The organism is Rhodococcus sp. JVH1, assembly GCF_000280725.2.
GTDB classification, from domain to species: domain Bacteria; phylum Actinomycetota; class Actinomycetes; order Mycobacteriales; family Mycobacteriaceae; genus Rhodococcus_F; species Rhodococcus_F jostii_A.
The window spans coordinates 6,131,153-6,144,945 of the sequence record NZ_CP166289.1; the positions used below are offsets into that span (position 1 = coordinate 6,131,153).

The 13,793-nt window shown below is 67.5% G+C and carries 12 protein-coding genes; 7 read left to right on the plus strand and 5 right to left on the minus strand.

The features are described 5' to 3' along the window. Positions 1-81: 81 nt before the first annotated feature. Positions 82-204, minus strand: coding sequence for a hypothetical protein (locus tag JVH1_RS28470; RefSeq protein WP_016882916.1), 123 nt, complete (start codon positions 202-204; stop codon positions 82-84). Between the two features lie 87 nt (positions 205-291). Further along, a complete protein-coding gene (locus tag JVH1_RS28475) occupies positions 292-873 on the minus strand; it encodes a DUF4232 domain-containing protein (RefSeq protein ID WP_009474464.1) in 582 nt (193 codons plus the stop codon). 162 nt (positions 874-1,035) lie between these two features. Between JVH1_RS28475 and JVH1_RS28480 the strand changes: the two genes are divergently transcribed. Together JVH1_RS28480 and JVH1_RS28485 are read left to right on the plus strand one after the other, a co-directional pair. After that, the gene (locus JVH1_RS28480; protein ID WP_009474463.1) at positions 1,036-2,460 is read left to right on the plus strand and encodes an aldehyde dehydrogenase family protein; all 1,425 of its coding nucleotides are present in this window, start codon (positions 1,036-1,038) and stop codon (positions 2,458-2,460) included. 161 nt (positions 2,461-2,621) lie between these two features. Next, positions 2,622-3,419 carry an SDR family NAD(P)-dependent oxidoreductase gene (locus JVH1_RS28485; protein WP_009474462.1) on the plus strand — a complete coding sequence of 266 codons (798 nt, stop codon included), beginning with the start codon at positions 2,622-2,624 and terminating at the stop codon, positions 3,417-3,419. On the opposite strand, the gene JVH1_RS28490 is transcribed toward JVH1_RS28485, so the two are convergent. The 3 genes from JVH1_RS28490 to JVH1_RS28500 form a co-directional block, all read right to left on the minus strand. After that, on the minus strand, positions 3,413-4,795 hold the full coding sequence (locus JVH1_RS28490) for an FAD-dependent oxidoreductase (RefSeq protein WP_009474461.1): 1,383 nt from the start codon (positions 4,793-4,795) through the stop codon (positions 3,413-3,415). The two genes, JVH1_RS28485 and JVH1_RS28490, sit on opposite strands and share 7 nt — an antisense overlap. A 179-nt stretch (positions 4,796-4,974) precedes the next feature. Continuing rightward, positions 4,975-6,045, minus strand: coding sequence for an LLM class flavin-dependent oxidoreductase (locus tag JVH1_RS28495; protein WP_009474460.1), 1,071 nt, complete (start codon positions 6,043-6,045; stop codon positions 4,975-4,977). A gap of 1 nt (position 6,046) precedes the next feature. Continuing rightward, positions 6,047-7,345 carry an O-acetylhomoserine aminocarboxypropyltransferase/cysteine synthase family protein gene (locus JVH1_RS28500; RefSeq protein WP_009474459.1) on the minus strand — a complete coding sequence of 433 codons (1,299 nt, stop codon included), beginning with the start codon at positions 7,343-7,345 and terminating at the stop codon, positions 6,047-6,049. Positions 7,346-7,554: 209 nt separating this feature from the next. Here JVH1_RS28500 and JVH1_RS28505 point away from each other — a divergent pair, with 209 nt between their 5' ends. From JVH1_RS28505 to JVH1_RS28525, 5 genes are all read left to right on the plus strand, one after another. After that, complete coding sequence (locus JVH1_RS28505) at positions 7,555-8,253, plus strand: alpha/beta hydrolase (RefSeq protein WP_009474458.1); 699 nt, start codon at positions 7,555-7,557, stop codon at positions 8,251-8,253. Positions 8,254-8,306: 53 nt separating this feature from the next. After that, a complete protein-coding gene (locus JVH1_RS28510; protein WP_009474457.1) occupies positions 8,307-9,671 on the plus strand; it encodes an aminotransferase class I/II-fold pyridoxal phosphate-dependent enzyme in 1,365 nt (454 codons plus the stop codon). A 150-nt stretch (positions 9,672-9,821) separates the two neighbouring features. Then, positions 9,822-11,213 (plus strand): LLM class flavin-dependent oxidoreductase, encoded by a 1,392-nt coding sequence (locus tag JVH1_RS28515; RefSeq protein WP_009474456.1) that lies wholly within the window; start codon positions 9,822-9,824, stop codon positions 11,211-11,213. Between the two features lie 79 nt (positions 11,214-11,292). Continuing rightward, positions 11,293-12,771: an ABC transporter substrate-binding protein gene (locus JVH1_RS28520; RefSeq protein WP_237735121.1), complete on the plus strand. Its 1,479-nt coding sequence runs from the start codon at positions 11,293-11,295 to the stop codon at positions 12,769-12,771. Beyond that, a complete protein-coding gene (locus JVH1_RS28525; RefSeq protein WP_009474454.1) occupies positions 12,768-13,793 on the plus strand; it encodes an ABC transporter permease in 1,026 nt (341 codons plus the stop codon). The genes JVH1_RS28520 and JVH1_RS28525 overlap by 4 nt, the downstream gene beginning before the upstream one ends.

Consider the following 13,793-nt stretch of genomic DNA (forward strand, 5'->3'; position numbering starts at 1 on the left):
ACGTCGGATAGTACCCATCCGCGACAATTGTTAGCGAAGGCAAGGAACGGGCCCGGTCGGAGGGCCGGCCGCCCCGGCGGATCACATGTGGAAGCGCTTCAGGATCCGCGACCGGCGCTCCGCTCGGGTGAGGAGATGGTGGTGGTGCCGCGGACCGCGGCGGTGCCGAACTTCGGAATGCACTTCGCGAATGATCTCGAACATGCCTCCGCCCTCCTTCTGCGCGAGCCGGTAGCACGACGGTAGGTCGGCGACAGGGTGAGCCGATTCACCCTGGGCGGGTGAACCAGGTCACCCGGTCACGGGCTGCACCGACAGCTGCTTCACGCCGTTCTGCGAACAGCCGGTGGTGGGGTAGGGGAGGAACACCGACCCGGTGTCGTCGGGTGGGTACACCCGGAATCCCGCGACCGGAGTGGGGCCACACGTCTCGGCCGGATAGTTCTGCACCACCGTGGCGCGTACCGCTGCGGTGGCCCGCGAGCCCGGAGCGACCGTCACCGGAGTGTCGGTTCCGCCGTCCCGCTCGGCCGCGGCACCCACCTGCGGACCGTCCGGGGACGCGACGTACGAGACCCCGGGGTAGCCGTGGAGGACACAGCTGCGGGCGCCGGTGTTGGTGAAGACGAGCGGGATCTCCTGAGATCCGGCGGCCCCGCTCGCCTGCCCGAGCGTCACCTGCAATTCGCCGATCAGGCAGCGGTCGGGATGCGGTGCGGTCGTCACGGTCGGCGCGGACTTCGTGACGGTTACGCCGCCGGGCGAGGGTTCGGCGGTCTCCGTCTCATCCGTCGAGCCACACGCCGAGGCGGTGAGCGCGGCGGCGATGCAGAGTACGCCGAGAAGGGCGCGTGCCGGTGACTGCGTGCGCATCTGATCGCTCCTCCTCTTGATGTGCTGCCGTAGTCGATGGTCCGCGATCGGTGCCGTCCCGGTATGTGATTCGGGGAGATCGCATTCGCCCCTTGCCGGAGGGTTCCGGTCGTAGGCTGCGGGGCGCAGGGGATCCGCGACACATTCACTGGAGGCTGACCGATGAGCGAAGTTCTGGACCGGACCAAGATCTACATCGACGGATCCTGGGTCGATTCGCAGGGAACGGGCCGGATCGACGTGGTGAACCCGGCCACCGAAGATGTCATCGCGGTGGTCGCCGAGGGCACCGCCGACGACGTCGATCGCGCCGCGAAGGCCGCGCGAGCAGCATTCCCAGCATGGTCCGCGCTCACCGGCAAGGAACGTGGCGAGTACCTCCGGAAGGCGGCTGCCCTGATCCAGGAGCGCCTCGACGACTTCACCGCCCTGGTGTCCCGCGACATGGGCATGCCGCTCGGATTCGCGAAGCCCATCCAGATCGGCATGCCGCTCGCGAACCTCGCCGCCTTCGCCGAACTGGCCGCCACCTACGACTTCGACGCCCACGAGGTGGGCAACTCCCTGATCGTGCGCGAGCCGATCGGTGTCGTCGGTGCGATCACCCCGTGGAACTTCCCGCTCCACCAGGTGGTGCTCAAGGTCGGCGGTGCTCTGGCCGCGGGATGCACCGTGGTGCTCAAGCCGACCGAGGTGGCGCCGCTCGCCACCTACGCACTCGCCGACATCTTCGACGAAATCGGTTTGCCGGCAGGCGTGTTCAACCTCGTCAGCGGATTCGGGCCCGTCGTGGGCGAGGCGATCGCCGGCCATCCCGAGGTGGACATGGTCTCGTTCACCGGCTCCACCCGCGCGGGTAAGAGGGTCGCGGTGGTCGCGGCCGAGACGGTGAAGAAGGTGGCACTCGAACTCGGCGGCAAGTCGGCCAACGTCATCCTCGACGACGCCGACCTGACGAAGGCTGTCACCGACGGAGTGGCCAAGTGTTTCCTCAACTCCGGTCAGACCTGCTCGGCGCTGACCCGGATGCTGGTCCCCGCGGGCAAGGTGGACGAGGCTGCCGCCATCGCGGCGAAGGTCGCGCAGAACTACTCCGTCGGCGATCCGACGGCCGCCACGTCGGTGCTGGGGCCGCTGGTGAACTCGAACCAGCTGAAGCGAGTGCGCGGCTACATCGAACAGGGCATCGCGGAAGGCGCGCACGCCGTTCTCGACGGCCGGGAGACCGGCCAGGAATCCGGCTACTTCGTCGGCCCCACCGTATTCTCCGGTGTCACCGAGGACATGACCATCGCCAAGGAGGAGATCTTCGGTCCCGTCCTGTCGATCATCGGGTACCAGGACGAGGACGACGCCGTGCGGATCGCCAACGCAACCGAATACGGGCTCGCCGCCGGCGTCTGGTCCGGTGACCAGGACCGCGCCGACCGCGTGGCGCGGCAGCTGCGCGCAGGCCAGGTCGAGGTGAACGGCGGCGCGTTCAACACCAACGCCCCATTCGGCGGGTACAAGCAGTCGGGCATCGGCCGCGAGGCCGGCGTCCTCGGCTTCGAGGAGTTCCTCGAGATCAAGTCGATCCAGCGGTAGGCGGCTTCGCCGCCCGTGCGTGGTTGACGAGTCTCTGGACTCGCTAACCACGCACGGGTGCGGAGCGCAATTGGCCTCACGCTGAACCGAATCCGTGACTCCCGACCGTCGCGGTCCTACCCTCGAGCCGAGGGGTGGACAGCGGAGATGAGGAGAACGACATGGATCTCGGTCTGGGCGGCAAGCGGGCCGTCGTCACCGGCGGCAGCCGCGGAATCGGTCTCGCGATCGCGCGTAGCCTCGCGTCGGAGGGCGTCGACGTGGTGCTCGCGGCCAGGGGCGTCGAGGCGCTGGAATTGACGGCGAAGACGCTGTCGCAGGAGACCGGGCGACGGGTGATCGGGGTGCCCACCGACACCGGCGACGACGATTCGGTGCGCGCCCTCGTGCAGCGGACGGTGGACGAACTCGGTGGCGTCGACATTCTCGTGAACGCCGCGGCCACACCGTGGAGTGCGGGCAAGCCGAGCGACTTCGCGTCCACCACCGACGACGTGGTGCGCGCCGAACTCGAGATCAAGGTGCTCGGCTATCTGCGGACCGCCCGCGCGGTGGCACCGCACCTCGTGGAACAGGGGTGGGGGCGGATCATCAATATCAGCGGGCTCGGTGCACGCCAGGCCAATTCCATCGCGCAGACCGTGCGGAACGTCGGGGTGTCGGCGCTGACGAAGAACCTCGCCGACGAACTCGGACCGCACGGAATCAACGTGACGGTGGTGCATCCGGGCCTGACGCGGACGGAACGACTCGTCGACCGGTTGGCCAAGCAGTCCGAGGACGAAGGTGTACCGGTCGCCGAGTTGGAGTCGCGGCTGGCCACCAACTCGATCCACCGGCTGATCGACGCGAGCGAGGTCGCGGACGTCGTCACGTTCCTGGCGTCACCGCGCAGTGTCGGGATCACCGGCGACGCGGTGGCCGTCGGCGGTGGTGCTCCGGGCGCCGTCTACTACTGAGACCGGGTGGGTGACAGCACGCCGTCGTGTTCGGTGACTTCGCGGGCGGCGCGCTCCCCGGACCTGATGGCCCCGTCGACCCAGCCGCACATCACGGACGAACTCTCCGTGCCGGCCCAGTGAATGCGACCGCAGGGGGTGCGGAGGGCGTGCCCGAATTGGGTGAGCACTCCCGTCGGCGCATGACTGAGCATGCCGCCGCCGGAGTACCGCTCGACGCTCCAGTTCTGCTCGATGTAGTCGACGGGGGAGGCTGCCTTATTTCCGAACCTCGCGGTCAACTCCGCGAGCACGGCCTTCCTCCGTTCCGCTTCCGGCAGCGTCCCCAGCTTGCGGGCGATCGGTCCCTCGACGATGACGCACAGAACGCCGGGACGTCCCGTGTCGGTACTGGCGTCGATGGTGATCGTCGCGGGGGAGTCGGGTGCCGCCGACTGCCCCGACAGTCCGGCGGCGCGCCAGAAGGGTTCGTCGTAGAGGACGGCGATTTTCATGACCGCACCGCTCGGCATTCGCTGGTGCAGGAAGGACCGATCCATCGGCAGCAGCGGTTCGTAGACGATCTGGCTCGCGATCGCGAGGGGTACCGCGACGATCGCCCTCCGGGCGCGCACGGCCAGATCCGCGGAGCGGACGGTCACGCCGTCGCCGTCCTGTGCGATGTCCCGGACGGGTTGTGACAGATGGAGCGCGTCGCCGATCTCGACTGCCATCGGACGATAGACGGCGCCCATTCCGCCGACCGGCCGCGCGTCCTCGGCGGCGTCCTTCACACCGAGGACGAAACTCGGACCGCCGCCGGATGCCATCTGGTACAGGACGAACAGCATCGACACTTCGGACGCCGCGGAGGTGTAGCAGCCGGCGATGGCGGTCTCGAGAAGGTCGTGGGCGGGTGTGGACAGCGTGTTGTCGCCGAGCCATTTGGCGAGGCTGATCGAGTCCCACTTCGCTGCCTTCTTCGCCTCCCACGGCGCCTCGAGCGGGATCGTCTTACACATCTCGCCGAGTTCGACGAACACGGCCCCGAGATTCGCGGCCGCCCAGGGACTCATCGTCAGGGGAATCGTGCCCTTGTACCGGTACTGCTTGCCGTCGACGACCATCATCGCCTCGCCGTCGGTGTACTGCTTGTAACTCTTGACGCCGAATTCGTCCATCATGGCGTAGATCCGGTCCTGTCCCGGCCCGATCCACGCACCGCCCCGATCTATCCACGAACCATCTTCGCGGACCTCGGTGAACGTTCGCCCGCCGATCCGGTCACGCGCCTCCACGAGCGCGACCGATTGTCCGGCCTGTTTCAGACGCAGTGCCGCCGTCAGTCCGGCGAATCCGGCGCCGACGACGCAATAGTCGACCTCGATGTCTGCCATGACAAATCCCCTCGCGCTGCGCGCCCGGCCCTCGTGCGGCCGTATGTAACGGGTGCGCCGCCATTGGTCCTGGGGGTGTGAATTCCTCTCTCCGGGAATGAAATCGCCGCGCACAGAACATATTCATCCTTACTCGCGGCGAGTGGTCCGGTCAAGGGCGTCCCGCCCGTGAGTACTTGTTAACCGCCCGTGGTTAACAAGTACTCACGGGTGGGGACGAGCGGGAAGACTTGCTCGGCGATGCGCTCGAGTTCCTCGTGCGCGGGGGAGCACTGGATGAGCAGCAGGGTGAGACCGGCGTCCTGGTAGGCGCGGATCTTGTCGGCGACCTGTTCGGGTGTGCCGACGAGGTCGGGGCGCAGTCCGCGGGTGCCGACGGAGTACTCGCGCTTGGACAGCTCGACGTCGAGTTCGGAGTTCTTCACGAACTCCTCGAACGACGCGTACCCGGGCGAGTGCGGATCGACGGTGGTGATGCGTTCGAGTTCGGCGCGGGCCTCGGCTTCGGTGTCGCGCACGATGATGTACGTGGACATGCCGAATTCGGCCATGTCCCGCTGGTGGATTCGCTGGGACCGTGCGTTCATGTCCGCGATCTTCGTGCGCACCTCCTCGACGGTGCCGCCGTGCAGCACGTACGAGTCGGCGAAGGTCGCGATCGATTCGCGGCCGCTCTCGCTCTCCCCGCCCGCGAAGACCGGGGGATGGACGCCGGGCTTCGGCGACAGGATCGAGTCGCGCACGCTGAAGTGCTCGCCCTCGTAGGTGAACGGGGTGTGTTCCCAGAGCCCACGGAGAACGTCGACGAATTCGGTGGCCTGCCGGTACCGGTCGTCGTGCCGGGTGAAGGCGCCGCCGTACTGCCGGGCTTCCTCCTCCCACCACGCGGCGACGACGTTGAGCGCGAACCGTGCCCCACCGGCCTCGGTTGTTCCGGCGATGTCGGTGATCGTCGCCGATTCCTTCGCGGTGACCGCCGGCAGGTGGAATCCGGGTCGCACCGCCGTCATCACCCGGAGTTGTTCGGTGACTGCGAGGATCGCCGATGACAGCGACCACGCCTCGAGGCTGGGCGCGTCGACGCCCTTGCGGTCGTTGAGATAGAGCTCCGGCACGAGGGTGGTGTGGTACCCGAGACGATCGGCGAGCTGTGAGAGCTTCTTGACGTAGTCCCAGGTGGCGGGCATCCCTTCGTCGCCGAGGTTGCGCAGGAAGCCACCGTAGATGGGCGTCCAGTAGCCGAAGTGCATGTCATTCCTCCGTGATTGCGTCGAGCGAAGCACGCAGATCGTCGACGAGGTCTTCCAGGTTTTCCAGTCCGATCGACAATCGGACGGTGCGGTAGCCGAATCCGGCGTCACGGAGTTGCGTGTCGCCGAGATGGCTGTGCGTGGTGGTGGCGGGGTGTACTACCAGCGAACGGGCGTCGCCGATGTTGGCGACGATGGCGAACAGTTGCAGCGAGTCGATGAACTTCGCCACCTTCGAGTCGTCGACGGCGAGATCGAACGAGAAGACCGAGCCGGCGCCGCGCGGTAGGTACCGCTGGGCTGCAGCGTGCCACCGGTTGTCCGGCAGTCCGGGGTAGTTGACCTTCGCGACCGCGGGATGACCGTCGAGGAATCGTGCGATCGCCAGCGCCGAACCGACCTGCCGTTCCAGCCGCAGGTCCAGCGTCTCCAGCCCCTGAAGCAGCTGGAACGAATTGAACGGGGACAGTGCGGGACCGAGATCGTGGACGATCTTCGTCTTCGCGTAGACCAGGTAGGCGCTCCGTTCGCGGCCGAACTCCTCCCACAGCACGAGGTCACCGATGCGCGGGTAGGGCTCGGTGAACTGGGTCCACCGCTGCGGTTCCGCGCCGAAGTCGAACGTGCCGAGGTCCACGATCACACCACCCAGCGAACTGCCGTGCCCGCCGATGAACTTGGTGGCCGAGTACACGGTGATGTCGGCTCCGAAGTCCTTCGGGCGGAGCAGATACGGGGTGGCGATCGTGTTGTCGACGATCAGCGGGACCCCCGCCTGGTGCGCGATGTCGGCCACGGCCCGGACGTCGAGCACGGAGGCGACGGGGTTGCCGATCGTCTCGGCGAAGAAGGCCCGGGTCTCGGGACGCGCGGCCGCACGCCAGGCGTCGAGGTCGTCCTGATCGACGAGCGTGACCTCGATCCCGAAGTCCGCGAAGGTGTCGGTGAGGAGATCGACGGTTCCCCCGTACAGCTGCCGCGCCGCGACGATGTGCTGTCCGGACTTGGCGAGCGTGAGGAGGGCGACCGCGACAGCGGACTGCCCGGATCCCGTGGCCAGGGCGGCGACTCCGTCGTCGAGATCGGCGAGGCGCTGCTCGAGCACGGCCTGCGTGGGATTGCCGGTGCGGCTGTACAGGTTTCCCTTCCGGCGGAGGGAGAAGATGTCCCGTGCCTGTTCGAAGCTGCCGAAATCGTAGGCAACCGATTGGTAGATCGGGGGGATCGCGGTGTTCTGCGGCGTTCCGGGTTGATAGCCGGTGCGGACCTGCCGGGTCGCGAACCCTGTGGTCTCGGGCATCGGTGTGCCTGTCCCTTCGTCGATACTTCTGGATGAATGGCAGAGCGGGTGAATGGCAGAGCAAAACGAATATGTTCGGAACAAAACACGAAGCGCGGCGAGAAGGCACGCGTTTTGTTCTGCTCGAGCATTAGTCTTGTTCGACCTCGCGCGTGTGGGTCAGGGTGACGCAGTCAATCCTGCGAACAACCCCCCGAATGAGGTAATCAGTGGACATCGACTGGCTGGAACCCGAAGCGACTGCGCGTGGCTCGGTGATCGTCGTCGCCGGCCGCGGTGAGCATGCTCACGTGTACCGCCGGTTCGCCCGCCGGATCGCCTTCGATGGTTACCGTGTCGCGGTGGTGGAGAACGATCCCGCGGCGACTGCTCGGGTGATCGCCGATGCCGAGACCGATCTTCCTGTCACCGCCGTCGGGTCGGACAGTGGCGCCCTGACCGCCCTCGACCTGGCCGCGACGCATCCGGCCGTGTCCGGTGTGGTGGCCGCCGGTCTTCTCGTGGCGGGCGCCGACGCCTTCACCGGAGAGTGGGACGGCGAACTCGAGATCCGTTCCGCGTGTCCCGTGCATCGAGGGGTCCTGTCGTCGGCCGACGCTCTCGAGCGGGGAACGCTCGGTGCGGAAACGCCGGTGGCCACGGCCGATTCGCTGACCCACGTGCAGGTTCCCGTCCTCGTCGTGCACGGAGGCGCCGACGTACTGAGCCCGGCAGCGGACGTCCTGGCCGTCACGTCCGCGTTGCCCGACGCCCGGGTCGTCGTCGTTCACGAGGGGCTGCACGACATCCTCAACGACGTGTCCCACCGGTCGGTCGCCGCCGAGATCGTGCAGTTCCTCGAGCGTCTCCGCCTGCCGGGGACGCCCGACATCATCCTCCGCGAACCGGCCGGCGCTCTCGCGCAGTGACCCGGACTCGCGGGGCGCGGGGGCGGTAGTGGTTGTAAATCGAAGGGGTGTGGATGTCAGCGGTGCTGGAGTCGGAGACGATTGCTCCGGAGTGGTTGCTCGAACGGATCGACGGCCGCACCGCGGAACTGGCCGATGCCGTCGCCGACCTCATCAGGTCGGGTGAGCTCAGCCCCGGCGATCGACTGCCGACCGTCCGCGCACTCGCGAAATCGACCGATCTCAGTGTTGGTGCGATCGTCAACGCGTGGGGCCGGCTGCAGGAACAGGGTTTCGTGCAGACCCGCCGCCGCGGCGGCACCGTCGTTCTTTTGCCGCTCGACAGCGTGTCCGAGCGGGGCATCCCCGACTGGCGTGGCGTCGACCTGGCGCAGAATGCACCGGACCTGGCGCTGCAGCCGTCCCTGTCCGACGCTTTGTTGTCCAGTCTGGATGCCGAGACGCTGAATGTGTTCGGCCGGGAACTGATGACCGAGCGGTTGAGGAATGCAGTGGCTCCGGCTTGGCCGTTCGAACCGGAGGCCTGGGCCACGGCGGGCGGTGGTACCGAGGCGCTGTTGCTGGCCGTGGAGGCGGCGGCACCGCCCGGTTCGATGGTGGCCGTCGACGAGCCGCTGGGGCCGGGCGTTCTCGACACGCTCCGCGACCTGGGGCTGGATGCGGTCGGGGTCGGCGCCGACCGAGACGGCCCCCGGCCGGACGCTCTCGACGCGGCCCTGACCGCCGGTGCGGTGGCCTTCGTGTTCCAGCCCGGTGCGCCGTTCGCCGTCGACCATGAGGTCAGCGCGCGGCGCACGAGTGAACTCGCCGATGTGTTGCGGCGGCATCCGGCGGTGTGGGTCGTCGAGGACGACTCGATCGGACCGCTCGAACCACAGCAGCCTCCCTCTCTGGGATCGGTACTGCCGCAGCGTGTCGTCCGGATCCGCAGCTACTGCAAGGCATATGGGATCGATGTGCGGACCTCCGTTCTCGGCGGGTCCCGCGAACTGATCGAGAAGGCCATGAAGGTGCGCAGCCACGGAGTCGGCTCGAACAGCCGGATCCTGCAGAACACCCTCGCCCATCTGATCGGCAGCGCCGACGCCGAGCAGGCGGTCACGACGGCGCACGAGCGCTACGCCGCCAGACGCACGTCGCTGCTGGGGGCGCTGACCGACCGCGGCATCGAGGCTTACGCGGGCCCGCACAGTCTGGTCGTGTGGGTCGCAGTGTCGGACGAGACCGCGGCCCTCGTTGCGTTGGCGCGGCAGGGCATCTCGGTGGGGGCCGGATCCCGCTCGTTCGTGCAGGCGCCCGCACGTCAACTCCTACGCCTGTCGGCCACCCAGTTGCCGGACGACCCGGACCTGATCGGGCAACTCGCCGACGTCGTCGCGGTGGCCGTCGCGGAGTCGTCGCGCGAGTTCTTCGACTGATCGGACTTTGTTCGACAGCCCTGCGGCACATACGAAATATGTTTTGAAACATCGAGAATTTAATACTCTGCACGCGTCTGTTTGCTCCATACACTTCAACGCGGCGTGCCGAGGCAGGTGCCTGACGGCGAACGACGAAGGAGCGAGAACATGACGAGACGGCAACTGAAACTGGGAGCTGTCCTCACCCCCACGGGTGGGCCCGGGCACCCGTACACCTGGCTGGACCCGGAGATTCCCGCCGACGCGAGCGTCGACATCGACTGGTACATCCGGTACGCGAGGCTGGCCGAGCAGGCGCGGTTCGATCTCGTGTTCATCGTCGACAGCCAGTTCATCACCCCCGACTCGCCCCCGCACTACCTGAACCGGCTCGAGCCGCTGACGCTGCTGTCGGCGCTCGCGGTGGCCACCGAACACATCGGGCTCGTCGGCACACTGACCACGTCGTTCAACCAGCCGTTCAACCTCGCGCGACGGTTCGCGTCCCTCGATCTGATCAGCCGCGGCCGTGCCGGCTGGAACGTGGTCACCAGTGGTGACTCGGGTACCGCCGGAAACTACGGCCTCGAGGAGCATTACGACTACGCCACCCGCTACGGCCGGGCCCTCGAACACGTCGAGGTCGTCAAGGCTCTGTGGGACTCCTACGAGGACGACGCGTTCCCGCGCGACCGGGAGGCCCGCCGCTTCCTCGACGCGGACAAACTGCACACCCTCGACCACCGGGGTGAGCACTTCTCGGTGGTGGGCCCGCTCAACATCGAACGCTCCCGGCAGGGGCAGCCGGTGATCTTCCAAGCCGGTGACTCCGATCAGGGCCGCGACCTCGGGGCGCGGATCGCCGACGGGATCTTCACGCACGCGCCGAGTTTCGAGGCGGGAGCGGCGTTCTACGCCGACATCAAGACCCGCGCCGCGGCCTACGGGCGCGCTCCCGAGGACATCGTGATCCTGCCGGGAGTCACCGTCACCGTGGGCGACACCGACGCCGATGCCCGCGAGATCGAACGCACAACCCAGCTGGCGGACAACGACTTCGAAAAGTCGCTCCGGGAACTGGGCCGGCCCTTCGGCTGGCACGACTTCCGGCAGTACGACCTCGACGCGCCGTTCCCCGCCGAGGCACTACAGCACGCCGAGCGCAGCTTCTACACGCAGGCGAAGAAGATCGCCGACCTCGCCGCCGACCGCGGGCTGACACTGCGGCAGACGGTCGAGGCGCTCAGCGCACCGAAGACGTCGCCGTTCACGGGCAGCGCCGAGACCGTCGCGAACGAACTGCAACGCTGGCTGGACGGCCATGCCCTCGACGGCATCAACATCCACATCGGCCACCCGGCGCAGTTCCAGCGCTTCGTGGACGAGGTGCTGCCGATCCTGCGCGAGCGTGGCGTCGTCCGGGAGGACTACGAGCAGAACACGTTGCGCGGCAACCTCGGTCTGCCCTTCGCGGAGAACCGCTACACCCGCGCGCGGCGTGAGGGAATCGACCCCGCCCCGCTGCCCGGCACCACCGCATCGCTGTCCGCGAGCGTCTGAATCACCACCCCCTTTGCATGGTCAGGAGCACCCAGTGAGCAAGAAGAGCCGGCGGATCGTCGGCGCCGTAATACTCGGAGTGATCGTCGGGCTCGTCGCCACCGCGTGCGGCGGCGGCAGCAGCTCGGACGGCGCCGAGGTCAAGTGGGCGTTCAGCCTCCCCACCTCCTGGGATCCGGTGACGAGCCGGACAGGAAACGACATCAACACGATCAGCCTCGCGTACGCGTCGCTGACCCGGCTCGACGCCGAGGGCAACGTGGAGCCGTCGCTCGCCGAGAGCTGGAAGTACAACGCCGACGGCACCGCCGTGACCTTCACCCTGCGTGACGGTCTGACGTTCTCCGACGGGACCACCCTCGACGCCCAGGCGGTGAAGGCGTTCTTCGACCGCGGCAAGATCCAGGACGACTCGTTCCTCCGCGATCAGCTCGCCGGCGTCACCGAGGTCACGGCCGACAGCGCCACCGACGTCACACTGCACCTGGCCGACGCCGACTACCAGATCCCCTACCTGGTCGCCGGGCGTACCGGGGCCATCGCCAGCCCGACCGCGGCCGCCGACCCGCAGAAGCTCAGTGTGTGGCCCGTCGGTGCCGGTCCCTTCACGATCACCGACTTCGTCGCCGAGGACCACGCGTACTTCGAGAAGAACCCGAACTACTGGGACGCCGACAACATCCACATCGACCACTTCGAACTCAGCGTCGCCCCGGACCCGGCCACACTCGTCGCCGGTGTCCAGTCCGGCTCCATCGACTTCGCGACGCTACCGGCCCTGCAGTCCAAGGAAGCCGAGGCCGCCGGTCTCGATGTCACCGTGAAGCCGTCGCTGGCCGCGAACGACGTCTCCATCAACCTCAACAAGGCCCCGTTCGACAATCCGAAGGTCGTCGAGGCGTTCCGTTACGCATTCGACCGCCAGGCCTTCGTCGACGTCATCACGAACGGGTTGGGCAGCACGACGAGCCAGCCGTTCCCCGACGGGTACCTCGCGTTCAATCCCGAGATCGAAAAGCTCTGGAACTACGACCCCGACAAGGCATCTCGTCTCCTCACCGAGGCGGGATACGGACCCGGACAGTTGTCGATCGAGATCACCGCGCAGTCGGCGACCACCAACCGGGCAGAGCTGGTGCAGTCGCAGCTGAAGAAGATCGGCGTCGAGTCCACCATCAAGGTGGTGCCGCCGGGATCGTCGACGTGGCAGAGCGAGGTCTACATCGCGAAGAACCCGCAGCTGGCGACGGACGGCACCATCGGGCGTGAATCCCCGGTGCAGAACCTGCTCGCCGTCTACGGCCCCGAAGGCATCATGAACCTCAGCGGCCCGCACGCGTCGCCGGAGTTCACCGCCGCGCTCGACGCCGTCCGTCGCACGCCCCTCGAGGACCCGGAGTACAAGCCGCGGCTGTGGCAGGCCGTCAAGGTCGGTGTCGAGCAGTCGCCGACGAACTACATCTTCAGCAATCCGTGGATCATCGTGTCCAACCCGGACCTGAAGAACCTGAACATCCTGCCGTCCCAGGTGCGGTGGGAAGGCGTCACGGTCTCGTGACCACCGCAGACGTCCAGGCCGCCGGCACCGGGAGAACATTCGCTCTCCCGGTGCCGGCGGGTGCGCTCGGCACGGCGCTGCGGGTCGTGCTGAGCACCGTGCTGATCGTGGTCCCGGTCTTCCTGTTCTCCACCCTGATCACCTTCCTGCTCGGGGCGGCCAGCGGGCTGAATCCGGCCGCCGGGATCGCCGGCGACGCCGCGACCCCGGAGACGATCGCCCGCATCAACGCCGAGTTCGGGCTGGACAAGCCGGTCTGGCAGCAGTACGTCGACTGGATGTCGAGCATGCTGAGCGGAGACCTCGGGGTCTCGTGGTTCAGCAAGATCCCGGTCAGCGAGTTGATCGGTGAGCGGCTCGCCGTCAGCGCGTCGATCGCCGGTGTCGCACTGGTCATCGGACTCGTCCTCGGCGTCGGACTCGGGGTGCTCGCCGCCGTCTACAAGGGCAGCCTGCTCGACCGGCTGGTCACCGCCTACACGTCGGTGGCCTCGACGCTGCCGCCGTTCGTCATCTCGATCGGACTGATCCTCGTCCTCAGCGTCGGGTTGCGCTGGCTGCCGTCGGCCGGGTACGTCCCGCCGGACGAGGACTTCGGCCGCTGGCTGTCGCTGATCATCATGCCCGCGATCGCGTTGAGTATGGACGTCGTCGCCGACATCGCGCGACAACTCCGCACCGGATTGGTCGCGGAGCTGGACCAGAACTACGTCACCGGCGCGGTGGTCCGGGGCATCGGTCCGGCCCGGATCCTGTTCGTGCACACACTGCGCAACGGCAGCGGTCCCGCGCTGTCCATCCTGGGTATGAAGATCCCCACGCTCATCGGCGGCGCCGTCGTGATGGAGACCATGTTCTCCATGCCCGGCTTCGGTCGCCTCGCCGCCGACTCCGCGCTGCGCGGAGACGTTCCCATCGTCCAGGGAACGCTCGTCGTGGCGATCGTGTTCGTGCTGTTCTGCAACATCGTCGTCAACATCGCCCAGAGCGCGTTGCAGCCGGCAACCAAGCGGAGAGACTGA